Annotated in this window: 19 protein-coding genes; 7 read left to right on the plus strand and 12 right to left on the minus strand. The window is 67.7% G+C overall.

The genetic code is table 11. The annotated features are described in order from the left end of the window. From Q0P59_RS15145 to Q0P59_RS15180, 8 genes are all read right to left on the minus strand, one after another. Window positions 1-1,260: Fic family protein (locus Q0P59_RS15145; protein WP_295007747.1), on the minus strand; the 1,260-nt coding region annotated here is incomplete at its 3' end. Window positions 1,261-1,505: 245 nt separating this feature from the next. Beyond that, window positions 1,506-2,453, minus strand: coding sequence for an alpha/beta fold hydrolase (locus tag Q0P59_RS15150; protein WP_295007749.1), 948 nt, complete (start codon window positions 2,451-2,453; stop codon window positions 1,506-1,508). 11 nt (window positions 2,454-2,464) lie between these two features. Then, window positions 2,465-3,106 (minus strand): response regulator transcription factor, encoded by a 642-nt coding sequence (locus tag Q0P59_RS15155; RefSeq protein WP_295007751.1) that lies wholly within the window; start codon window positions 3,104-3,106, stop codon window positions 2,465-2,467. Then, window positions 3,103-4,491 carry an ATP-binding protein gene (locus Q0P59_RS15160; RefSeq protein WP_295007753.1) on the minus strand — a complete coding sequence of 463 codons (1,389 nt, stop codon included), beginning with the start codon at window positions 4,489-4,491 and terminating at the stop codon, window positions 3,103-3,105. Before Q0P59_RS15160 ends, Q0P59_RS15155 begins: the two co-directional genes overlap by 4 nt. Before the next feature lie 2 nt (window positions 4,492-4,493). Then, entirely contained in the window at window positions 4,494-6,800 is a 2,307-nt protein-coding gene (locus Q0P59_RS15165; RefSeq protein WP_295007755.1) for a TonB-dependent receptor, read from the minus strand. Continuing rightward, entirely contained in the window at window positions 6,797-7,510 is a 714-nt protein-coding gene (locus Q0P59_RS15170; protein WP_295007757.1) for an energy transducer TonB, read from the minus strand. The genes Q0P59_RS15165 and Q0P59_RS15170 overlap by 4 nt, the downstream gene beginning before the upstream one ends. Further along, a complete protein-coding gene (locus Q0P59_RS15175; protein WP_295007759.1) occupies window positions 7,507-8,445 on the minus strand; it encodes a quinoprotein relay system zinc metallohydrolase 1 in 939 nt (312 codons plus the stop codon). Before Q0P59_RS15175 ends, Q0P59_RS15170 begins: the two co-directional genes overlap by 4 nt. After that, entirely contained in the window at window positions 8,442-9,212 is a 771-nt protein-coding gene (locus Q0P59_RS15180) for a quinoprotein dehydrogenase-associated SoxYZ-like carrier (protein WP_295007761.1), read from the minus strand. The genes Q0P59_RS15175 and Q0P59_RS15180 overlap by 4 nt, the downstream gene beginning before the upstream one ends. A 406-nt stretch (window positions 9,213-9,618) precedes the next feature. On the opposite strand from Q0P59_RS15180, the gene Q0P59_RS15185 reads away from it, so the two are divergent. Continuing rightward, a complete protein-coding gene (locus tag Q0P59_RS15185; RefSeq protein WP_295007763.1) occupies window positions 9,619-11,394 on the plus strand; it encodes a PQQ-dependent methanol/ethanol family dehydrogenase in 1,776 nt (591 codons plus the stop codon). 89 nt (window positions 11,395-11,483) lie between these two features. Here Q0P59_RS15185 and Q0P59_RS15190 read toward each other — a convergent pair whose 3' ends face one another. The 3 genes from Q0P59_RS15190 to Q0P59_RS15200 all read right to left on the minus strand — a co-directional run bounded on the left by Q0P59_RS15190 (window position 11,484) and on the right by Q0P59_RS15200 (window position 14,529). Next, window positions 11,484-11,957 (minus strand): c-type cytochrome, encoded by a 474-nt coding sequence (locus tag Q0P59_RS15190; RefSeq protein ID WP_295007765.1) that lies wholly within the window; start codon window positions 11,955-11,957, stop codon window positions 11,484-11,486. Next, window positions 11,957-12,529 (minus strand): pentapeptide repeat-containing protein, encoded by a 573-nt coding sequence (locus Q0P59_RS15195; protein ID WP_295007767.1) that lies wholly within the window; start codon window positions 12,527-12,529, stop codon window positions 11,957-11,959. The genes Q0P59_RS15190 and Q0P59_RS15195 overlap by 1 nt, the downstream gene beginning before the upstream one ends. A gap of 128 nt (window positions 12,530-12,657) precedes the next feature. Continuing rightward, complete coding sequence (locus Q0P59_RS15200) at window positions 12,658-14,529, minus strand: methanol/ethanol family PQQ-dependent dehydrogenase (protein WP_366090908.1); 1,872 nt, start codon at window positions 14,527-14,529, stop codon at window positions 12,658-12,660. 214 nt (window positions 14,530-14,743) lie between these two features. Here Q0P59_RS15200 and Q0P59_RS15205 point away from each other — a divergent pair, with 214 nt between their 5' ends. The 4 genes from Q0P59_RS15205 to Q0P59_RS15220 all read left to right on the plus strand — a co-directional run bounded on the left by Q0P59_RS15205 (window position 14,744) and on the right by Q0P59_RS15220 (window position 18,890). Then, window positions 14,744-16,027, plus strand: a complete 1,284-nt coding sequence (locus Q0P59_RS15205) for a sensor histidine kinase (RefSeq protein WP_295007770.1) — start codon at window positions 14,744-14,746, stop codon at window positions 16,025-16,027. Continuing rightward, a complete protein-coding gene (locus tag Q0P59_RS15210) occupies window positions 16,024-16,671 on the plus strand; it encodes a response regulator transcription factor (RefSeq protein ID WP_295007772.1) in 648 nt (215 codons plus the stop codon). Before Q0P59_RS15205 ends, Q0P59_RS15210 begins: the two co-directional genes overlap by 4 nt. Window positions 16,672-16,750: 79 nt before the next feature. After that, entirely contained in the window at window positions 16,751-17,602 is an 852-nt protein-coding gene (locus Q0P59_RS15215; protein ID WP_295007774.1) for a cache domain-containing protein, read from the plus strand. 166 nt (window positions 17,603-17,768) lie between these two features. Beyond that, window positions 17,769-18,890, plus strand: coding sequence for a branched-chain amino acid ABC transporter substrate-binding protein (locus Q0P59_RS15220; RefSeq protein ID WP_295007776.1), 1,122 nt, complete (start codon window positions 17,769-17,771; stop codon window positions 18,888-18,890). A gap of 81 nt (window positions 18,891-18,971) precedes the next feature. Here Q0P59_RS15220 and Q0P59_RS15225 read toward each other — a convergent pair whose 3' ends face one another. Continuing rightward, window positions 18,972-21,482 carry an ATP-binding protein gene (locus Q0P59_RS15225; protein ID WP_295007778.1) on the minus strand — a complete coding sequence of 837 codons (2,511 nt, stop codon included), beginning with the start codon at window positions 21,480-21,482 and terminating at the stop codon, window positions 18,972-18,974. A 374-nt stretch (window positions 21,483-21,856) separates the two neighbouring features. Here Q0P59_RS15225 and Q0P59_RS15230 point away from each other — a divergent pair, with 374 nt between their 5' ends. After that, complete coding sequence (locus Q0P59_RS15230; RefSeq protein WP_295007780.1) at window positions 21,857-23,377, plus strand: aldehyde dehydrogenase family protein; 1,521 nt, start codon at window positions 21,857-21,859, stop codon at window positions 23,375-23,377. Window positions 23,378-23,541: 164 nt separating this feature from the next. Then, window positions 23,542-23,913, plus strand: a complete 372-nt coding sequence (locus Q0P59_RS15235; RefSeq protein WP_295007782.1) for a DUF779 domain-containing protein — start codon at window positions 23,542-23,544, stop codon at window positions 23,911-23,913. Window positions 23,914-23,922: the final 9 nt, after the last annotated feature.

Below are 23,922 nucleotides of genomic sequence, written 5' to 3' on the forward strand. Positions count from 1 at the left end.
CAGCGGCCTGGCCTGTTCGGCACCGTGGAAGGCGAAATTCGACACCACGCCATCCTGGTAGGTAGTCCGCACTGGCTCGAACACGATCTGCTCCCGCACGGCCTGTATCAGGGGCTTGGACACCTCATCCAGCACCCGGTCATAGCCGCGCCGCTCCCCGGCGTCATCCGTGATGACGGCGGATACGGGCAGAATCACAGGCTCCGGAATCACGCCATCACGACGCAAGATGTCGTTGACCAGGAAGCGATGCACACGGCCGTTTCCATCGGCCAGCGGATGGATGTAAACAAAGCCGAAAGCCGCCACTGCGCTACGCATCGCGGGCGACTGACCTTGCGTTTTTTCGAGGAATGCCCGCAGCCCGTCCAGCATCGCGGCGACCTCGTCAGCCGGTGGCGCCACGTAGTGCACGACCTCCTGGTAGCGCAGAGTCTCACCGACGAACACGGGAGACTGGCGTATCCCGAAATGGGTAATCGTTGTCCGATCGCCCAGGATTTCTCGCTGCAACCCGGCCAACGCGGTATTACTGAACGGTAAATCCCCCTGACCGGTGCGCCGCGCCATCACATCCGCAAACCGCTGTACCCGCCCTGCCCGATCGGCTTCTCCTTCGATGGCAAAGCTTGCTTTGCTCTCCCGCAACGTCATCCAGACTGCCGCTCGCATCAGCAGGTCTTCGCCAAACTCGGCGGTCAGTTCCCCGAACAGGCGCGGCACGTCCAGACTGGCAGCTCGATTTACCGCGTCGGTCTTGACCACCATGGGGCAAAAATTCCGGTCCCCCGGCAGGTTGTCATTCACCCGCCAGCGCTGCACTTTGACGACCCGGTCGGGTGATGCCGCCACCAGTTTGGTGTCGTCAATGGCATCGATGTAATTCCCCCCCAGGCGCTCCGGCACCACCAGCGTCTCTCCCGTCAGCCACTCGTACAGGAAGGCGGCCCGACGGGCATACTGCCCGGTCGGTTCGGCCATGACCCAGGCTTGAACGAAATCCGGACCGCTTCGCCTGAAGAGGCGAGCGAGGAACTCCAGGTGGGGTATCTCGTGACGAAGGTGAAACTGCAGGTGTGCCGCCGGTTCTGCGGCGGGTCGCATGGCCTCCGTGTAGACCTCCGAACGGAAACCGTTGTCGACCTGGGTCGCGCGCCGCCCCCCGATCTGACTGAGCACAGGCGGCCTCCCCAGCGGCATCACGTCGTAGGTCTGCGCCAGCCAGGCAGAACCAATCAGTTGTGTCGGTAGTCCGTCCATGTAGCGTCTCCTGAGAATGGCGCTTTCGCTTGCTCAAAAACGATTACGCAAGCAAGGAGCCGGCATTCATTCAGCCAGAACCGCGTCAAATCAATTTAAATTAACACCCGTTGCTCAAAAATGATTATGGAACAAATTAACTCGCCCGCCAAGCCGCTTCAACGGGCAGGCAGCAACGATACGAATAGATGCCACAGGATCTTCGCCAACAGAAGGTCATCCCCGACACCGAACCTTCTCCGGTATCAGCCGACCACCTCGATACACTCGGCAACCCAGCCCAGCGCCTTGATGCAGGCCCGGGCGATGGGCGGCGACAGGCCGCCGTGGCCGGCATTCGACACCGGGAACCAGGTCGCCTCCGGCCAGGCGTGGTGCAGCGCATCGGCATTCTTCGGAGGGCAGACCGGGTCGGACAGCCCCTGCACGATGGCCGCCGGCAGGTGGCGCAGGCGCTCGACGCCGGCCAGCAGCTGCCCCGGCGCCAGGAAGCAGTGCCGCGACAGGTAATGCATCTGGATGCGCACCTTGGCCGTTTCCCGGGCGTCGGGCGAGCGGCCGAGCGGCGCCTCGCCGAGCAGGGCGCGCTCGTAGTCCAGCCAGGTCCGGCCGGCGCGCTCGGCCTCGCCGGCATCTTCGCCGAGCACGCGCGCCGCGCAGGCGGCCAGGAGATCGCCGGAGGCCGCCGCCCCCAGCCCCCGCGAGAAGGCGTGCCAGGCCTGGTGGGCGCCCGGATTCTCGCCGCCGACATACGAGGCGATTTCGGCCTGCGAGCCGAGAAAGATACCGCGCAGGACCAGCCCGAGCACGCGCTCGGTGTAGATCTGGGCGTAGGCCAGCGCCAGCAGGCTGCCCCACGAGCCGCCGAAGACGATCCACGCCGGAATGCCCAGCGCCTCGCGGACGATTTCCAGGTCGGCGACCAGGTCGGCCGTGGTGTTTTCGTTCAGGGCGCCCAGCGGCTGGCTGCGCCCGGCGCCGCGCTGGTCGACGAGCACCGCGCGGAAGCGCTGCGGGTCGAACAGCCGGCGCTGCGCCGGAGTGCAGCCGCTACCCGGGCCGCCGTGCAGGAAGAGCACCGGCAGGCCGTCGGCCGGCCCGACCTCCTCGACGTACAGGTAATGGCCGTCGCCGACGGCAATGCGCCGCGCACAGCGCGGTTTCACTTCGGGATACAAGAGATCGGCGGTCACCGCTGCTCCGCTCAGGATTCGATCAGGCCGTTGCGCACGGCGACCAGCGTCAGCTCGGCGGCATTCTGCACGTTGAGTTTCTGCTTGATGTGATAGAGATGCGTGCCGACCGTGCTCGGGCTGAGGCAGAAGTCGCTCGCCACGTCGTTGACCGAGCGGCCCTCGGCCAGCTTCAGGAAGACGGCGAGCTCCTTCTCGGTCAGCGACTCGACCGGGTTGGCCGAGCCCGACAGCTGCGCCAGGGCCACTGCCTGGGCCAGTTCGGGATCGAGGTAGCGGCGGTCGCGGCGCACCTCGCCGACCGCCCGCAGGAACTCGTCCGGCGACGCCCGCTTGCACAGGTAGCCGCGCGCGCCGAGCTTGAGGGCGCGCACCGGCACGATGTCGTCGTGATGCGCCGAGAGCATCAGCACGCGCGCCTTGCCGTCCCACACCAGCAGCCGCTCCAGCGCGGCCAGGCCGCCGATGCCCGGCATCGACACGTCCATCACCACCACGTCGGGATTGCACTCGGCGTACAGACGCACGGCGCTCTCGCCGTTGTCGGTCTCGGCGACGACCTCGGCGCCGGCCCCTTCGAGCAGGAGACGAAAGCCGAGGCGGACCATCGCATGGTCGTCGGCCAGCAGCACGCGGGTTCCTTGCAGATTCATGACACCACACTCCTTGCATTGACCGGCAGGCGGGCCTCGAAAACGAAGCCGCCCCCTGCCGGGCTGGTGAATTCCAGATGGCCGCCCAACAGGGCGACCCGTTCGCGCATGCCGAGCAGGCCCAGGCCGCAACCGGCCTGCCCCGACGGCCCCCGGCCGGCGCCGCGGCCGTTGTCGGCCAGGCGCACCCGCAGTTCCGCATCGCCCGCCTGTACCGCCAGCTCGACCCGGCTGGCCTGGGCGTGGCGGACGACATTGGTCAGCCCTTCCTGGACGATCCTGAGCACAGCCTGTGCCAGCTCGTCGTCGACGCCGCCATCGGGCAGCGAAATCCGGCTGTCCAGCGCGATGCCGTGCTGCCGGCGCCACGCCTCGACGCACCGCGCCAGGCGCACGGACAGGTCGTCCGCGTCGGGACGCAGGCGATGCAGGATGCGCCGGACCCCGTCCTGCATCTCGCCGGTCACCGCGACGATGCTCTGCGCGTGACCGTGCAGCGCCGGCTGCTCCGCGGTGCGCTGCACGATGGCGCCGCCCAGCGCACGCACCGCCGTGATGCCCTGCGCCAGCTCGTCGTGCAGTTCGCGGGCGATGCTCTCGCGCTCGGCGCGACGCTCGTCCTCGAGCCGGTTGCGCATCTGCTCGGCCACTTCCCTCGCCGTCTCGAGCCGGACGTTGTCGTCCACCGCCGCCTTCAGGCGATCGGCCATGCCGTTGAAGGCCCGCGCCAGGCGGCCGAGCTCCGGCGCAGCGAACTGCGGCAGCCGCGTATCGAAACGGCCGCTGCCGGTGCGGTCCAGCGCCTGCATGACCTGGTCGAGCGGCCGCAGCGCCCGGCCCAGGGCCTGGCGCACGCCGGCGAACAGGGCAGCCAGGAAGAGCAGCGCCCAGCCGGCCATGCCCAGCAGCTCGTCCCAAGCGTCGAGCACCGCCCGCGACGAATCCGGCAGCAGGCTCAGCCGGTAGCCGTCCACGCCCAGGTGTCGCGGTGGCAGCGGGCTGGCCAGCAGCCCGGCGAACCACGCCGGCGCCTCGCGCCCGGCCTTGTAGGTCGATGGCGGCGAGACATGGCGCAACTGGCCGTCGGCATCGCGCAGCTCGAGCACGTTGGCCCGCACCCGGCCGATGCCTGCCGCCACGGCGAGCAGGCGTTCGCCGCGGGCGCCCGGCGGCAGCGCCTGCAACTCGCCGATCACCACCTTCAGCCACTGTTCCGATACCCGCGTCGCCGCCTCGACCTCTTCATGCACGGCGTTGCGCGTGGCGTGCAGCCACAGGCCGCCGAGCACCAGCAGCAGGCTGGCCGCCAGCGCGCAGAGGACCAGGCCGACGCGGGTGTGCAGGCCGGCCTGGCGCAGCGCGGGGAGCGGAAACGGCCGCATCATGGTCACTTGCCGCCGAAGATGTAGCGCACGCCCAGCCATGCGGCGCGCGGCGCGCCCGGCGCGACGAAGGTCTGGCGCCGCCAGTCGTTGGGATCGACCTGGAAGCTGCCGGCGACGAAGGGGTTCTCGGCCAGCGCGCCGGCCGTCGCGTAGCGGCGGTCGAGCACGTTGTTGATCTTGGCGAAGAGCTGCCAGCCGCCGCCCAGCCTGGCCTCGGCGTTGAGGTTGAGGATGGCGTAGCCGCCGACCTTGCCCGGGCCGTCGAAGGTGCGCGTGTTGCCCAGCGCATCGGTGAAGGTGCCGCTCTGGTGCTGGTTGTTCTCGTTGCCGCGCACATACTGGCTGGAGAAAGCCTGGACGTCGCCGCCGACGCGCAGCCAGTCGGTCGTCCGCCAGGTCAGGCCGAGCTTGACGCTGTGCTCGGGCAGGCCGGGCAGGCGGTTGCCTTTTTTCACGAAAATCTCGTCATCCTGGCCGGCGCCGGTGCATTCCGCCGCCGTGCCGCGCGTGCTGTTGTTCCCGGCGAGCAGGCAGGCATCGGAGCGGAAGGTGGCGTGCAGCCAGTTGTAGCTGGCGAACCAGTCGACGGCGTGCAGGCTGCCGTTGAGGCCGAGTTCGAAGCCCTGGCGCTGCGTCTTGCCGAAATTGGTGAAGTAGCCGGCGCTGGTCGAGGTGCCGACGAACAGGATGTCGTCGGTGTTCAGGGTGCGGTAGACGCCGGCGTTCCACTGCGTGCCGCCGGCCAGATTGCCGCGCAGGCCGGCTTCCAGCGTGCGCGAGACGACCTGCTTGAGATAGGGGTCGGCGGCCATCGAGTTGGGCAGGGTGCACGGGTTGGCCGGGTCGGCGCAGCCGAGTTCGATCGGGGTCGGGATGCGGTTGCCCTGGCTGAAGCCGGCGTAGGCGTTGAGCGCCGGCAGCACCTGCCAGCTCAGGCCGAGGGCCGGGTTGAGCTTGCGGTAGCTGTGGTCGCCGTCGAGGTTGGGCGGGTTCGGGTTGTGCTCGTCGTGGGTGGTGACCCGGCTCATGTTGTAGCGCGCCGAGGCCGTCAGGTGCAGTGCGGGGGTGATCGACCAGGTATCGGTGGCGAACAGGCTGGCGGTGCGGGTGGTGCCCCACAGCCGGTTTTCCTCGTTCTCGGCGAGCAGGTTGCCGATGCCGCGCGAGTCGTCCAGCGCGCCGAGCTGCTGCGTCTGCACGAAGCGCATGCGGGCCTGGTCCCACGAGGCGCCGAGCGCCAGCTGGTGCGCCTGGGTCGTCAGGTTCCACTGCGCCGCCGCGCCGGTGCCCAGCTGCCGGGTCTGCGTGCGGTTATGGGCGCCGCTCGGGGTGGTCGGATCGCTCGCCCAGGCATCCTCGTAGTCGTCGTTCATGTCGCCGTTCAGCGTGCGGGTGCGCGTCTTGCGGACGTAGACGTTGCCGCTCAGGCTCTGGCTGTCGCCCAGCCACAGCTTGCCGTTGAGGCCGAGCTGGGTGAGGTCGTTGCGCGTCCGGTCGGGGTGGGTGAAGATCGCCTCGCGGCGCTCGGAAAGCAGGGACTGCGGCACCAGGCCGTTGCCGATCAGCCGGCTGCGCGCCTGGGTCAGGGTCAGGTCGGCCTCGCCGGCGCTGTTGCGGAAAGACAGCTTGCCGAAGAACTGCTTGACGTCCGACGGCGAGTAATCGCGCCAGCCATCCTCGCGGAACCAGTCGCCGGCGGCGTACCAGCCGACGGTGCCGTTGTTGCCGCCCCACGCCAGCTCGGTGTTGCTGCGCCCGAAGCTGCCGCCGGACACTTCGAGCTTGCCGCCGGGGTGCGAGAAGCCGCTCTTGGTGCGGATGGCCAGCGCGCCGCCCAACGTGTTGAGGCCGAAAGCCGGGTTGGAACCGGGAATCAGGTCGATGCCGGCGATCGCCGAATGGGGGATCAGGTCCCAGTTCACGGTATCGCCGAAGGGTTCGTTGACGCGCACGCCGTCGACGTAGATCGACAGCCCCTGCGCCGTGCCGAGCAGAGGCGAGGCGGTGAAGCCGCGGTAGTTGAGGTCGGCCTGGAAGGGATTGCCCTGGGTTTCGTTGATCGTCACCGCCGGCGCCTGGCGCTGCAGCTGCTCGGCGATGTTCAGGCTCTCGATTTCCTCCAGCCGGCGGTCGTCGAGCGACAGGACATTGGTCGGCAGGTGCAGGCGCGGCACGCCGATGCCGGCCAGCGGCGTGGTGCCGACGACCTCGACGGTGGCCGTGGTCACGGTCTGCTGCGCCCAGGCGGGGGCAAAGGCGGAGGCGAGCGCGACGGCGAGCAACGTCGGTTGATGGATTTGTCTTTTCATGTTGTTTTTCTGAGTTTGTAGTTGATGGGAACGATGACCAGGATTTCGCTGCCTTCCAATCCCTCGGGTAGGGGAGGCAGGTTGCCGTGACCTTCGAGCAGGGCCAGCGCGTGCTGGTCGAGCACCTCGAAACCGCTCGAACGATCCAGATGGACGCCGAGCAGGTTGCCCCGGCGGGCGACTTTCAGGCGCAGGCGCACCTCGCCCTCCCAGCCGCGCATGGCGGCGATGCGGGGGTATTCGTAGCCGCGCGCGAAGAGCTCGGTCAGGCGCTGGCGATAGCCGGCCAGCACGTCGGACTGGGCGGGTGCCGCCGTTGCCGGAGCAGCCGCGGCCACCGTCGGACGCGGCGCTTCGGCGACAGCCGTGCCGGCCACGGCGGCAACGGCCGGCACCGGCAGCGGATCGGGCTGTGCCGCGGCGGCAGCCGGAGCGGCGACCGGTGCCCGTGCCGGCTGGGCCATCCTGCCCGGACGCGGCGCGGCTTGCGGCTCGATACGCGGCGCAACCGGCCGGGTCGCGGAGGGCATGGTCGCCGCCGGCGCGGCGGGCGAGCCGGCGGCGGCAACGTCGACCAGGCGGATCGAGGCCTGGATGACCGGTGTCGCGGACGGCGTGCGCTGCACCGAAAGCAGGGCGAACAGCGCGCCATGGAGCAGCGCCGAGCAGCCCAGGATGATCCGGAAGCGACGCTTCTCCAGGGCGTTCACCGGCCGGGCTCCAGCGCGTCCTGCTCGAAGGCCGGGAACAGGTGGCCGACCGAACGGCGGTATTCGGCGGCGCCCATCGGCAAGCCGTCGTAAACGGCCGGCAGCGGCCGGGCCAGCACCTCGTTCATGTCCAGCCCGGCCCGCGCCGACTGGCGCAGGCCGTCCGTCAGCCAGTTCAGCCAGTCGCGGGTCTGGCGGATCGGCGCGGCATCGCGGGCGACGGCGCCGTGACCGGGAACCAGCGCGGCGAAACCGGATTCGCGGGTCAGCTGCTCCAGGCGGTCGAGGGCGGCGTGCCAGTGCCCGACGTCGGCATGCGGCGTGGTCGGCGCCCGGCCGTTGAAGACCAGGTCGCCGGCGAACAGCACGCCGCTCGCCTCGTCGACGACCACCAGATCGGCCCCGGTGTGCCCGTCGAGCGCCACCAGGCGCAGCGAACGCCCGGCCACCGCGAGCCTGCCGGCCGCCAGCGTGCGGTTCGGCACCTGCACCTCGGTGCCCTTCATCCAGTTGCCGCTCATCCGGAACAGGTTCTCGGCAAAGGCGTCGCCGTCCCGGGCGATGCCCTGGCGCGTGTCGGCGAGGGCGCCGATCGGCACGTCGGCGAAGGCCTGGTTGCCGAGGAAGTGGTCGGGATGATGATGGGTATTGATGACCAGCAGCACCGGCTTGGCGCTGACCCGGGCGATGGCCTGGCGCATCTGCTGGCCGTAGCGCAGCGACGGGCCGCTGTCGATGACGACGATGCCCTCCGCCCCGACGATGAAACCGGTATTGACGATGTTGCCGCCGTTGACGGTGTCGAAATCCTCGGTCTTGCCGATGAAGGCATAGACGTCCCCGGCCACCGGCTGCGCGACCAGGCGATAGTCGAAGTCGTCGGCGCCGAGGCCGCCGGCGAGCAGCGCGAGCAGGACGAAGAGCAGGCGCTTCATTGCTCGATCCGCGCCCGGAAGACGTTGCCGTTGTTGTCGCGGCCGCTGGCTTCGAGGATGCCGTCGACCGCCCCGCGATGCAGCGTGAACACCGGGTTCTCGCTGACCGGCTCGTAGGTCTGCACGCGCATCAGGCGCTTGCCGGCGGCGTCGGTGAAGTTGATTTCCTCGATGTGGAAGGCCGGCGTTCCGGCGACCAGCCCGGTATCCATGGGATGGACGATGCGCAGGCGGACCCGGCCGGCATTGGGCCCCTGCGACCACTGGCGGCCGGTGACCTCGTTCAGCCGCTTCTGCCATTCCGGCGACGCGGCGGCGGCCGACGGCGCGGTGCAGCCGCCGCCCATGGTCTCCACCCAGGTGCCGCCGACATGCCAGACGCCGTCGGCGGTACGCACGGCGGCCCGGACCGGGGTGGACTGCTGCAGCTTGACGCGGAAGCCGAGGTAGGCTGGCGCCTCCTCCGGGAAGAAGCGCAGCACCTGGACGATGGGATTGAAGTCGGCGAAGACCACCACTTCGACGATGCCCTTGAGCGCCGTGGCGTCGACGGTGACCGGCACCTGCATCGGGTTCTCGGCGGTGGACGGCGCCGTGACCTTGACGCGCGGATCGAAGAGGACCGGGGAGCCGGCCAGGAAAACCTTCTCCATGTCGGCCCAGCGCGCCGACGCGAGCGGGTCGCCGCTTTCCTTCATGGCGGCCGCCTCGGCCGGCGACATCAGGGCCGCCAGCGCAATGGCCGCAATGGTCAGGGGATATTTCATCGTGTCTCGCTCCAATCCGCCCTGCGGGCTGTTTGCGAAACTCTTGTGCAAGCGCCGTGCCAATCCGCCAGGCATCGCGCCAAACCGCCCGGTACACGGGGTTTCGGCAGCCCGGCGCGAGACCGCCACGGCATCGCCGGCAAACGGGTGTGCAACTTTGGAGCAGCTGGTGACATTTGAAGCAGCACATCAAGACACAAGTGTTCAACCCGCCGGGCCGGGGATTCAGCCGCGCATCCGCGCCAAACGGGCGATCCCGGCGACAACGGAGGCTTGGCACAGGCCTTGCAAACACCCATCCCGCCAGTGCGCCGATTCAGGGAAAGGAAGGCGGCACGCCGGCGGGACTCTCCGACCACCCGGAAACGGCTGGCCGGAACCAATTGGATAACCAAGGAGACAATCCATGCACAGACATACCCCCTTCAAGCGGAGCACCATCGCCCTGCTCGCCGCTGCCTTGCTGGCGGGCGGTCAGGCGTCCGCCGTCGTCACCGACGCGGACATCCTGAACGATGCGACCACCAAAGGCGACGTCGTCAGCTTCGGCCTCGGGACCCAGGGCCAGCGCTACAGCACGAGCACCCAGATCAACACCAAGTCGGTGAAGAACCTGGTACCGGCCTGGTCGATGTCCTTCGGCGGCGAGAAGCAGCGCGGCCAGGAATCGCAGCCGGTGATCCACAACGGCAAGATGTTCGTCACCGCCTCCTACAGCCGCCTGTTCGCCATGGACGCCAAGACCGGCAAGAAGCTGTGGAAGTACGAGCACCGCCTGCCGGACGGCATCATGCCCTGCTGCGACGTGATCAACCGCGGCGCCGCCCTGTACGACAACCTGGTCATCTTCGCCACGCTGGACGCCCAGCTGGTCGCCCTGAACCAGGACACCGGCAAGGTCGTCTGGAAGGAAAAGCTTGAAGACTACGCCGCCGGCTACTCCGCCACGGCCGCCCCGATCATCGCCAAGGGCAAGCTGATCACCGGCGTCTCCGGCGGCGAATTCGGCGTCGTCGGCCGCATCGATGCGCGCGACCCGAAGACCGGCAAGCTGATCTGGACCCGCCCGACCGTCGAAGGCCACATGGGCTACGCCTGGAAGGACGGCGAAAAGGTCGAGAACGGCATCTCCGGCACGACCAACGCGACGTGGACCGGCGACCTGTGGAAGACCGGCGGCGCGGCGACCTGGAACGGCGCCACCTACGATCCGGAAACCAACCTGATCTTCGCCGGCACCGGCAACCCGGCCCCGTGGAACAGCCACCTGCGCCCGGGCGACAACCTATTCTCGTCCTCCACCGTGGCCATCGACGCCGACACCGGCAAGATCGCCTGGCACTACCAGAACACCCCGCACGACGGCTGGGACTTCGACGGCGTGAACGAATTCGTCTCCTTCGACTACAAGGATCCGAAGACGGGCAAGATCATCAAGGCCGGCGGCAAGGCCGACCGCAACGGGTTCTTCTTCGTCAACGACCGCACCAACGGCAAGCTGCTCAACGCCTTCCCCTTCGTCAAGAAGATCACCTGGGCCACCGGCTTCAACCTCGAAACCGGCCGCCCGAACTACACGGCCGACGGCCGCCCGGGCAACCCGGCTGACGAAGCCGACGGCAAGAAGGGCAAGGTCGTCTTCTCAGCCCCGTCCTTCCTCGGCGGCAAGAACCAGCAGCAGATGGCCTACAGCCCGCAGACCGGCCTGTTCTACGTGCCGGCCAACGAGTGGTCGATGGACATCTGGAACGAACCGGTCGCCTACAAGAAGGGCGCCGCCTACCTCGGCGCCGGCTTCACCATCAAGGCCATCCACGACGACCATATCGGCGTGCTGCGCGCCGTCGATCCCGCCACCGGCAAGATCGTCTGGGAAAACAAGAACTACGCCCCGCTCTGGGGTGGCGTGCTGACCACCGCCGGCGGCCTGATCTTCTACGGCACCCCGGAAGGCTTCCTCAAGGGCGTCGACGCCAAGACCGGCAAGGAACTGTGGTCCTTCCAGACCGGCACCGGCATCGTCGCACCGCCGGTCAGCTGGGAACAGGATGGCGAGCAGATGATCGCCGTCACCACCGGCTGGGGCGGCGCCGTGCCGCTGTGGGGCGGCGACGTCGCCAAGCGCGTGAACTACCTCGAACAGGGCGGTTCCGTGTGGGTGTTCAAGCTGCACAAGGGCTAAACGGTCTCTCCCCGGGGCGGCTCGCCGCCCCACCCCAACGGCCCGTCTGCTTCGGCAGGCGGGCCGTTTTTTTGCGTTGACCGCCAGTCTCACGGTTTGCCCGCGGCCTGGCGCTCGACAAACAACTGGATGGCCCAGGCCAGCTCTTGCGGCAACACGCCTTCCCACGGCGGCATGTGGGTGACGCCGACGATGACCTTGCCGTGGCGCACGGTTTTCGCGAAATAGGCGTCGTTGTCGCGCAGGCACCAGGCCTTGAGTTCGTCATCTTCGATGCGCCGGCAACTGCGGTTCAGGTTGCGCAGGTCGGGAGCCGGGGCGGCATTGGTGCTGGCGTCACGGCCGTGGCAGCGGGCGCAGGCCTGGTTGTAGGCGTCGCGGCCGATGGCCAGGGCTTCGTCGGCGACCGGCCGGGCGCGGTAGGGGTTGGCCGCCAGCCATGAGCTGCCGAGCGCAGGCAGGCGGCCGGCATCGACCGTGGGGGCGAGCGCGACCTCGCCGGCGAACAGCGGGTTGGCGACAAGAACAAGCAGGCAGGCGGCGAGTTTCGTGAGTGGGCGCATTACCAGTCCTTGGGGTCCGGGCAGCCGGTGCAGCCCTCGAAATCCGCCTCCTGGAAGACGGCAAAGCGGCGGAAGGTGCCACTCAGGTCGGCACCGCGCAGGTTGACGGTAAACATCTTGGCTTCCTGCAGGTTGGCGTTGGTCAGGCGGGCGCCGCGGAACCAGGCGAAGTTGGCCTTGGCCGCCTCCAGATTGGCGGCGCTCAGGTCGGCATCGCTGAAATCGGCCCTGAACAGGCGTGCGAACTCGAGGTCGGCGCCGACCAGCCGGGCGCGCCGGAAGGTGGCCGTCGGCGCGGCGGCCTTGTTGAGTTTGGCGGCCGTCAGATCGGCCCCGTCGAAGTTGGCGCCGGCCAGGTTGGCGCCGGTCAGGTTGGCGCGCGCCAGATTGGCCCCGGCGAAGTCGGCGCCGGCCAGATTCCTGCCGGCCAGATTGGCGTGGCGCAGGTCGGCCCCGCGGCATTGGGCGTGCGGCCAGATGGCGCAGCCGTTGATGACCGGGGGGTCGGCGCTTTCCTGCGCCAGGGCGGTCGACAGGCGAAGCAAGAGGGTGACGACGAGCAGAAGACGCATCGCATGCAGCTCCCGAGTGAGAGTGACGTCTTGGGCGAACGGAGTGACGGGGCCGGTGTCCATGCCGCACCGGCCCCGCCGCGACAACGCCGGGAGCGGGGAAAGGTCGCTCGCGGCGCGGGGGAGACTTACTTCTTCGCCATCTTCGGCAGCTTGAACACCCACATCGAGCCACCCTGGGTGACCTGCTTGGTCAGGTCGGCCATGTCGCCGCCCCACAGCGGCACGGCGCCGCCATAGCCGGACTGGATGCCGAGGTACTGCTCGCCGTCCATCTCCCAGGTGATGGGCACGGAAACCACGCCGGAACCGGTCTGGAACTTCCACAGTTCCTTGCCGTTCTTCGCGTCGAAGGCCTTGACGTAGCCGTCCGAGGTGCCGGTGAACACCAGGCCGCCGGCGGTGGTCAGGGTGCCGGCCCAGAGCGGGAACTTCTCCTTGTGCTCCCAGGCGATCTTGCCGGTCTTCGGATCGATGGCGCGCAGTGTGCCGACGTGGTCGTCGAACAGGCGCTTGATGCGGAAGCCCTGGCCGAGATAGGCGGAACCGGCCTTGTAGGTCAGTTTTTCGGTCCAGTAGTCCATCGCCCAGTGGTTGGCCGGGATGTAGAACAGCTCGGTCTGCGGGCTGTAGCTCATCGGCATCCAGTTGGTGCCGCCGAGGAAAGGCGGCGAGACGAAGATGGAATCGCCCTTTTCGGCGCCCTCCTTCGGCTTCGGCGGATGCTGCCCGTCGACGATCATCGGCTTGCCGGTCTTGAGGTCGAAGCCCTTGGCCCAGGTGATGCCTTCGACGAACGGCCAGGCGCCGATCAGCGAGGTCGGCTTGTTCGGGTAGCCGGCGCCGTTGGTCAGTTTCTCCCGGTCGGTGACGAAGAAGAAGCCGTTGCGGTCGGCGTGCGCCGAGGCCTTGACCAGCCTGCCGGTCTTCGGGTCCTTGTATTCGAAGAGGACGACCGAGTTGTTGCCGGAGAAGTCCCAGGCGTCGTTCGGGGTGTGCTGGAAGAAGCCCTTGAGCTCGCCGGTGCTGGCATCGACATAGGCCTGGCCGGAGGTGAACAGGCTGTCCCAGTTGCGCGGATCGTCGCCTTCGGCGGTGCGGTGCCAGGTGTTCCACGGCGCCGGGTTGCCGGAGCCGATGACCACCATGTTGCGGTCCACGTCGTAGCTGGCGGTCTGCCACGGGGCGCCGCCGCCGTGCTGCCAGGCCTCGACCAGCTGGCCATCCTTGTCGCGCGGCCAGGACGGCGCCTTGGGGTCGCCGGTGGTCGTGCTCTCCTTGCCGTTCAGGCGGCCCATGTGGCCTTCGACCATCGGCCGCGCCCAGACTTCCTCGCCGGTATCGGGATCGCGGGCGAACAGCCAGCCGACGACGCCGAATTCGTCGCCCGACGAGCCGTGCACCAGCAGCACCTTGCCGCTCTTCTGGTCCTTCACGACGAAGGGCGCGCCGGTCATCGTGTAGCCGACCTTGTGGTCGCCGAATTTCTTTTTCCAGACGACCTTGCCGGTGTCCTTGTTGAGCGCGACGATGCTGGCATCGAGCGTGCCGAAGTAGACCTTGTCGCCGTAGATCGCGGCGCCCCGATTAACCACGTCGCAGCAGGGCCGGATGTCGTCCGGCAGACGCCCCTCGTATTCCCACAGGCGCTTGCCGCTGCGGGCATCGATGGCGAACAGGCGGGAGTACGACGCGGTGACGTAGATCACGCCGTCGTGCACCAGCGCCTGCGCCTCCTGGCCGCGCTGCTTTTCGCCGCCGAAGGAGAAGCTCCAGGCCGGGACCAGGTTGTCGACGTTCTTCGTATTGACCTTGGCCAGCGTGCTGTGGCGCTGCGCCTTGAGGCCCAGACCGTAGGAGAGCACGTCCTGCGGCGTCTTGTCGTCGTTGAGGATGTCCTCCCAGCTCACCGTTTTACCGGCCAGCGCGGGGGTGCAGACCGTCGCCGCGACCAGGGCGGCGAGCAGCGTCAGGCGGGAGGGGCAGTGCGTATTTTTCATGTTCTTCCTTGTCTCCGGATAGGTGTTCGTATCGTCCCCGTGGGGGCTGCCCGCTTTTGCCGGCAGGTGAGGCCAGTCTAGGAGGGCGCCCGCTGCTTCGTCCCGGGAGACGATCCCCCGCCAACCGGGAAAAATTCCCGGACTTCGGCGACAAGCCCGGAACGCAGGTACGGAACCTGCAATGCCTTGCCCAAACAACCGATGAGGAGACCCCATGGATCTGCGTCGCCGCCTGCTCGGCTGGCTCGGCCTGTTGCTCGGCGGCCTGCTGGCGATGACCCTGATCGTCCAGCTGCACTCCCTGCGCGCCGACATCGGGGCGGAGGTCGCCGCGTCGTCGCGCCTGGTCGAGGTGCTGCTCGCCGCCGACGGCGCCGCGCCCGACCTGCCGCAACGCCTGGCCGACGCCGACCTGCGGCATCTCAGCATGCGCAGCGTCGATACGCCGGCCGTGCCGGAAGCCCCGCCGCTCCTGGCGCGCCTCGGCCTGGTCCCGGAGAGCGGCGCCGGGCACGAGATACGCGTCGGCGCGCACCGCCTGATCATCGCCCCCAACCCGGCCTCCGAAATCGAGGAGCGACTGGGGGACACTGTTCGATTATTGATCACCCTGTTGCTCTATTCTGGAGCAACCCTGCTCGCCGTGTGGTGGGCCGCCGACCGCGCCCTGTCGCCGGTGCGCGCACTGGAAGACGGCCTGCACCGCCTGGCCCGAGGCGAATCCGACCCGGCACTGCCCTCCTTCGCCCTGCGGGAATTCCGCCGGGTGGCCGGCGCCATCGAGCGGCTGGCCGCGGCCCTGGGCGAGGCGCGCGCCGCCCAGCGCGCCCTCGCCCGCCAGCTGATCGCGGTTCAGGAGGAGGAGCGCCGCGCACTGGCGCGCGACCTGCACGACGAGATGGGGCAGACGCTGACCGCCATCAACGCCACCGCCGCCCACCTCGAACGCCATGCCGCCCGCCTCGACGCGACGGCGGTCGCCGAATGCGCGGCCGACCTGCGGCGCGACATTCGCCGCAGCGGCGAGCAGTTGCGGGCCATGCTCAAGACCTTGCGCCCGCACGGCCTGGACGCCTCGGGGCTGGCCGCCATGTTGCGGGAATTGCTGGACAGCTGGCGGAATCGCGAAACCGGCATCGAATTTGCAGTGGAACTCCCTGCGCACTGGCCGGCAGTCGATGAGACGACGGCACTGACGCTTTACCGGATATTGCAGGAGGCGCTGACCAACGTCGTCCGCCACAGCGGCGCCCGCCATTGCACGGTCCGCATCGTCGCCGATACCGGCTGCTTGCGGCTGAGCATCGAGGACGACGGCGACGGATTGCCGCAAACGGGCCCGGCCCGGCGGGGCGGCCTGCTCGGCATGGCCGAGCGGCTGGAAATGGCCGGCGGACGGTTGCAACTGGACAGCCTGCCGGGCCGCGGCCTCAGGCTGTCGGCCGAACTGCCGGCGATGGCCGGAACGGCGAACGGAAGGGAAGGAGAGAGGGAATGACACGCATCGTATTGATCGACGACCACGCCGTGGTCCGTACCGGCTATCGCCGCCTGTTGTCGGCGGAACCCGGTTTCGAGGTGGTCGGCGAAGCATCCGGCGCCGACGAAGCCAACGCGCTGGTCATCCGCAGCCTGCCGGATGTCGCGCTGGTCGACCTGAGCCTCAAGGGCAGCAGCGGCATCGAGGCGATCCGCGGCATGCTCGCCCGCCTCCCCGGCCTGCGCATCCTGGTGCTCTCCATGCACGACAGCGCCGGCCACGTCACCCAAGCCCTGAAAAGCGGCGCCCACGGCTACCTGACCAAGTATTGCGAGCCAGACGAGGTGATCGACGCCATACGCCGCGTCGCCGCCGGCCGCCGCGCCTTCTCGGCCGACATTGCCGACATCCTGGCCGGCGAGGCCGTCGATGGCGAGACCCCGCTGCACCAGCTGACCCCGCGCGAGTTCGAGGTGCTGCGCCTGCTCGCCCACGGCGAGACGGCCAGCGACATCGCCGACGCCATGCACCTCAGCCCGAAAACCATCTTCAACTACCTCTCGCTGATCCGCCAGAAGCTCGACGCGGACAGCGACTTCAAGCTGCTTCACTTTGCCGCCCGCCACGGCCTGGTGGAAATGCACCGCCCCGTCGGCGCCTGACCGCCGGAAACCCGCCATCCGTCCGGCGTCGCACCCGACGCAGGAAAACCCTCACCCAATCCAAACCGGAGACCCGCCCATGCACCACCCCATCCGCCGCACCCTCGCTGCGCTGAGCCTGGCTGCCGCCAGCGCCATCGCCTTTGCCGCCGACCACGCCACGCCGCGCGAGGCCCGCGCCCTGTTCGACCAGGCGGTCAAGTACCTGAAGGCCAACGGCCCCGAAAAGTCGTGGAAAGCCTTCAACAACCGTACCGGTCCGTTCGTCAGGAAAGACCTCTACGTTTACGTGATCGACAACAAGGGGACCTATGTCGCCAATGGCGCCGCGCCGATCGAACTGGTCGGCATGAACGTGCTGGATACGGTCGATGCCTCCGGCCTGCCGCTCTTCCGCGAGATGATCGCGGTCACCGAGAAACAGGCCGAAGCCCGCATCCGCTACGTCTGGCTCAACCGCAAGAGCAACCATGTCGAACCGAAGCATGCCTGGCTGCACCGCGACGGCGACTACGTCCTCGGGGTCGGCTACTACGCGCCGCGATCCACCGCCGACGATGCGCGCAAGCTGCTCGACGCCGCCAGCGCCCAGATCCGCCGCCAGGGCATGGGCAAGGCGCTGGCCGCCTTCAACGACCGCAACGGCGCCTTCGTGCGCGACGACCTGTACGTCTTCGCCGTCAACCTGGCAAGCGGCAAGTTCGAGGCCCACGGCATGAACCCGAAATGGACGGGCACCGACGCCAGCGACCTGCATGACGTGGAAGGCCGTCCGCTGGTGAAAGAAATGCTCGAAATCGCCCGCGGCAAGGGCGAAGGCAGCGTCGACTACGTCTGGCGCAACCCGGTCACCAATGCCGTGGAAAACAAGCGCACCTTCGTCCGCCGCGAAAACGGCAGCCTGATCGGCGTTGGCTTCTACCGCGAGTAGGCGCCAGCCGCCGGCCGGGTGCCGGCCAGCCTGGAATCGCCGGCACCTTGGGCCGGCGATTTTCTTCCCGCACGCTTCCAGTACAATCCCTGTTCTTGAGTCGGCGCACGCAGGCCGCGCCGCTCATGCGCCGCGAAGGTATCGGACAACACACCAAGGACAACACATGAAAACAATTGCTCTCGCCATCGCCAGTCTCGGCATCCTGGCGGCACCGGCCGCCGTGTACGCCCAGACGGTTGCCAAGATCGCCTTCGCCGGCCCGTTGACCGGCCCCATCGCCCACGTCGGCAAGGACGAGGAATTCGGCACCCGCCTCGCGCTCGACGACGCCAACGCCAAGGGCGTCACCATCGGCGGCCAGAAGGTCCGTTTCGAACTGATGGCCGAGGACGACCAGGGCGATCCGCGGCAGGCCACCATCGTTGCCCAGCGCATCGTCGACGCCGGCGCCAAGGGCGTCGTCGGCCACGTCACCTCGGGCACCTCGATTCCCGCGGCGGCCGTCTATGAACAGGGCGGCATCCCGGCGATCACGCCGTCGGCCACCAGCCCGAAGCTCACCCAGCAGGGCCTGAAGATCGCCTACCGCGTCATCGCCAACGACTTCCAGCAGGGCGAGGTGATGGCCAAGTACGCCGCCACCGTCCTCAACGCCAAGAAGATCGCCATCATCGACGACCGCACCGCCTACGGCCAGGGCCTCGGCGACGCGCTGGCCGAGAACCTCAAGAAGCACGGCGTCCAGGTCGTTGCCCGCGAATACACCAACGACAAGGCGGTCGACTTCACCGCCCTGCTCACCCGTATCAAGAGCAAGCAGCCCGACGCCATCTTCTACGGCGGCATGGATGCCCAGGGCGCGCCGATGCTCAAGCAGGTCAAGCAGCTCGGCATCAACGCCAAGTTCCTCGCCGGCGACGGCGTGTGCACCAGCGAAATGCTCAAGCTCGCCGCCCAGGCCATGTCGGGCGATGTCTATTGCACCCAGGCCGGCCTGCCGGTCGACAAGATGCCGGGCGGCGCCGAGTTCAAGAACCGCTTCAAGCAGCGTTTCAACACCGACATCCAGCTCTACGCCCCGTACGCCTACGACGCCGCCAACGCGCTGATCGAAGCCATGAAGCTGGCCAACTCGGTCGAGCCGGCCAAGTACCTGCCGCTGCTGCCGAAGGTGAATTTCAAGGGCGTCACCGGCACCATCGCCTTCGACGCCAAGGGCGACAACCGCTTCGGCGGCATCTCGCTCTACCAGTTCAAGGACGGCAAGTGGGCGACGATCAACTGATCCCCGCCCCCTGACCACGCAAAGGCCCTCCCGCGCAAGCCGGAGGGCTTTTTCGTTCCTGGCGGTCAAGCGGCCGCCCGGTCAGCGGCCCCCGCCGCCCTTCGGCGATATCGCGCCCCGCGCCAGCCATTTCAGCAAGACCCGGAAGAGGTGCTCCGGATCGACCGGCTTGCTGATGAAGTCGTTCATGCCGGCCTCCAGGCAGCGCGCCTTGTCCTCGGCGAAAGCGTTGGCCGTCATGGCCAGGATGGGCGGCGCCTCGCCGGGCAGCGCAGCGCGGATGCGCCGCGTGGCCTCCAGGCCGTCCAGGCGGGGCATCTGCATGTCCATCAGGATCAGGTCGTAAGGCCGGCCGGTGGCGAGCGCAACGGCCTCCTCGCCATCGACGGCCATGTCGACAGCGAAGCCGATTTCGCTGAGGATTTCCAGCGAAATCTCCCGGTTGATGGGTTCGTCGTCGACCAGCAGTATCCTGGCCCCGGCATGGGCGCCGGCCAGCGCTTCGCGCACTTGCGACAGGCTGCCGCAAGGAGCACCGGCAGTATCCCCGAAAGCCTTGCGCAGCGACACGACAAACCAGAAAACGCTGCCTTCGCCGGGGGTGCTCTCGACGCCGACCCGGCCGCCCATCAATGCGGCGAGTTTTCTGGAGATCGCCAGCCCGAGCCCCGTGCCGCCATATTTGCGGGTGGTCGAATTGTCGGCCTGTTCGAAGGAGGCGAACAACCTGTCCTGCGCTTCGGGCGCGATCCCGATGCCGCTGTCCTGCACCTCGAAACGAACGCTCACCGTCTGCGCATCCTCGTCCAGGATGCGGGCGCGGATGCTGATGCCGCCGTGCTCGGTGAACTTGATGGCGTTGGAAACGAAGTTCATCACGATCTGCTTGAGCCGGGTCGGGTCGCCCATTACCCGCACGCGGCCGAACGTCACGTCCGAGCTCAGTTCCAGGTTCTTGGCCTTCGCCTGCACGGCAAAAATGCTCACGATGTTGCCCAGCAGCGCCTCCAGGTCGAATTCCACGACCTCCAGGCCGAGTTTCCCGGCCTCGATTTTCGACAGGTCGAGAATGGCGCTGATGATCTCGAGCAGGTGCTGGCTGGCGATCTCGATGCTGGTCAGCTTGTTCCGTGCGCTCACCGGCAGGGATTCCCGGCGCAGCAGGTGCACCATGCCGGTAATGGCATTCAGCGGGGTGCGTATTTCATGGCTCATGTTGGCCAGGAAATCGCTCTTGGTGGCATTCGCCTCTTCGGCGATCCGGCGGGCGGCGGCGAGCTGCTCGTTGGCGGCCGCCAGATCGCGCGTCCGCTGCGCCACCTTGGCGTCGAGATCCTCGCCCCAGCGGCGCAGGTCGGAAGTCTGCCGGCCGACGGTGTCGAGCAGTTGATCGAACAGGGCGCCGAGGCGCACCAGCTCGTTGTTGCCCGGCATGGCGCCGACCCGCACCGACCGCGCCCCTTTGTGGACGGCGCGCATGGCCGATTCGAGACGCCCGAGGGGCGCGATGATGCCGCGCGCCAGGCGCCAGCTGAGCAGCGTGGCAAGCAGGGAAATCACGGCCAGCAGCAGGACCAGCACGCCCAGCGCCTTCCAGCGCAAAGCCACGAACGGCGCCTCCGGGATGCCGACGTAGAGCATGCCGATGCGCCTGCCCGAATAGTCCAGGATGGGGTCGTAGGCGGTCACGGCCCAGTGATTGACGACAAAGGCCCGGCTCAACCAGGGCTCGCCCCGGTCGAGCACCTGTTCCTTGACGGCCTGCGACACCCGCGTGCCCACGGCCCGCTCGTCATCCTGACGCCTGACGGTGGTGGCGATACGCACGTCGTCGAGGAACAGGGTCACGGTCTCCGAGACATCCATGCTGCGCAGCTGCCCGGCGGAGCCGATCTGCGCCAGATAATCGACGAAGCCGTAGTTCCGGTTGAGCAAAAAGCCGCCCACCACCACGAAGCGATGCCCGTCCGAGGCCTCCTGCATCGGCGCGGCGCCGACCACGAGCAGGCCCCGCGATTCCGTAGTCGCAGCGCTCGGCGTCGCCAGCGGGGTATCGAGCAGCTCCAGCCGCGCCCGCGTCGGCAGCGTCGCGGACAGCCGGCTCAGGACCTCCGCGGAAACCACTTCGAGCCCGGAAAAGCGGTTGCCTCCGGACAGCGTGTCGCGCACGAGCGGGATCTCGACATAGGGCTCGCCCGCCCGAAAGCCTTCGCTGGCGCCGACGACCTTGCCGTCGCCATCGAGCACCGCGAGAAAGTCGAAGCCGATGTTTTCCTGGCGCGACGCCAGCACCTCGTTCAGCGAGATGTCCTTGTTCCGGCCTTCGGCCAGGCCCAGTATCCGCGACGAATTCGCCAGGGAAGTCAGCGCCGCCAGCGCTTCGGTCTGGATGTGGTGCAGATGGTCATGGGTCACCGCCAGATCCGCCTGAACCTGGTTTTGCAGCAGGCGCTCGCCGGAATAGTTGCCGACCAGGATCAGGAAGACAGCCAGCACCGGCAGCGCCGCCATGGGCAGCAGCGCCAGCATCCACAGGCGGAGCTTCAGCCCTCCGTCGCGGATGACGCGCATCCCGGCACGCCAGAAGCTCATGGACCAGTCCTTTTCATGCTCGTTATCGCCCACTGTCCGACCATGCGACATGCTCTCACCGGGCAACAACGGGCGCAACCAAAAGCACCAAAAAATCCAAAACCATAAGCCCCGGGGCTGCTGCTCCATTTCGCAACAGCTGCTCCATCAAGCAACAGGCGACGAACAACACCCGCCCGGAACGCCCCCGCAAGCGAAGCACCAAGCCCATGAAAAATAGATGTTTTTTCCGGCCAACGGCCGGCGCAATCGGGTTGGCATGCCCCATGCGCCTTATCTGGCACAAGTCACCGCAGATCGACAGTCCCGCAAGACAAATCTGCCGGCTTTGAGTCAACCGTCCGCAACTCCCATCCAGAAAACAGGAGACAAACATGATTTATGCAGCTCCCGGTACCGCCGGCGCCAAGATCGCCTACAAGGATCGTTACGACAACTTCATCGGCGGCAAGTGGGTCGCCCCGGTCAAGGGCCAGTACTTCGACGTGGTCACCCCGGTCAACGGCAAGGCCTACACCAAGGTTGCCCGCTCCTCCGCCGAGGACATCGAGCTGGCACTGGATGCCGCCCACGCCGCCTTCCCGAAGTGGGGCAAGACCGACGCGACGACCCGTTCCAACATCCTGCTCAAGATCGCCGATCGCCTGGAAGCCAACCTGGAACTGCTGGCCTACGCCGAAACCGTCGATAACGGCAAGCCGATCCGCGAAACCCTGAACGCCGACATCCCGCTCGCCGTCGACCACTTCCGCTACTTCGCCGGTTGCCTGCGCTCGCAGGAAGGCGGCATCTCGGAAATCGACGAGAACACCATGGCCTATCACATCCACGAGCCGCTCGGCGTCGTCGGCCAGATCATCCCGTGGAACTTCCCGATCCTCATGGCCGCCTGGAAGCTGGCCCCCGCCATCGGCGCCGGCAACTGCGTCGTGCTCAAGCCGGCCGAATCGACCCCGATCTCCATCCTGATCATGATGGAACTGATCGCCGACATCCTGCCGGCCGGCGTGCTCAACATCATCAACGGTTTCGGCCGCGAAGCAGGCATGCCGCTCGCCACCAGCAAGCGCATCGCCAAGATCGCCTTCACCGGCTCGACCTCCACCGGCCGCGTCATCGCCCAGGCCGCCGCCAACAACCTGATCCCGGCCACGCTGGAACTCGGCGGCAAGTCGCCGAACATCTTCTTCGCCGACGTCATGGACAAGGATGACGCCTTCCTCGACAAGGCCATCGAAGGCCTGGTGCTGTTCGCCTTCAACCAGGGCGAAGTGTGCACCTGCCCGAGCCGCGCGCTGATCCAGGAATCGATCTACGACAAGTTCATGGAGCGCGCCCTGAAGCGCGTCGCCGCGATCAAGCAGGGTTCCCCGCTCGACACCGACACCATGATGGGCGCCCAGGCGTCGCAGGAACAGATGACCAAGATCCAGTCCTACCTGCAGCTGGGCAAGGACGAAGGCGCCGAATGCCTGATCGGCGGCGACCGCGCCCACCTCGGCGGCGACATCGAAGGCGGCTTCTACATCCAGCCGACCCTGTTCAAGGGCCACAACAAGATGCGCATCTTCCAGGAAGAAATCTTCGGGCCGGTGCTCGCCGTGACCACCTTCAAGGACGAAGCCGAAGCCCTGGCCATCGCCAACGACACCATCTACGGCCTCGGCGCCGGCGTGTGGAGCCGCAACGGCAACGTCGCCTACCGCATGGGCCGCGCCATCAAGGCCGGCCGTGTATGGACCAACTGCTACCACGCCTACCCGGCGCACGCTGCCTTCGGCGGCTACAAGGAGTCCGGTATCGGCCGCGAGACCCACAAGGTCATGCTCGACCACTACCAGCAAACCAAGAACCTGCTCGTCTCCTACTCCGAGAACAAGCTGGGCTTCTTCTAAGCAAGCAATTCGGCGCCGCCCGGCTGCCACGCCCTTGACCCGGGGCATGGCAGCGCCTGGGCGGAGCCTCAGAGGCATCTCCTCCACTGGCCCCTTGTTTTGCGGGCAATTTTACGGGGCGGGCAACCGCCCCCCTTTTTCGGATTCGTTTTTGGGAGAAGAACATGGTTGACCGCGTCATCGCCACCCCGGCCACGCTGGAACTGATCGACCTCCTGAAACAGCAATACGGGCCGGAACTGATGTTCCACCAGTCCGGCGGCTGTTGCGACAACAGCGCCGCCAACTGCTACCTGCCCACCGACCTGACCATCGGCCCCTACGACGTCCATCTCGGCGACATCGGCGGCGTGCCCTTCTACATCAGTGCCTCGCAGTACGAATACTGGAAGCACACGCAACTGATCATCGACGTGATCGAGGGTTCGGGCGGCACCTTCTCGCTCGAAGGCAATACCGGCAAGGCCTTCCACACCCGGTCGCGGCTGTTCACCGACCCCGAATGGGCCGAGCTGCAGGCCGCCGGTCTCGTTTAATTCAAGGAA

The sequence above is a fragment of the uncultured Dechloromonas sp. genome, from assembly GCF_945957265.1.
Lineage (GTDB): Bacteria > Pseudomonadota > Gammaproteobacteria > Burkholderiales > Rhodocyclaceae > Azonexus.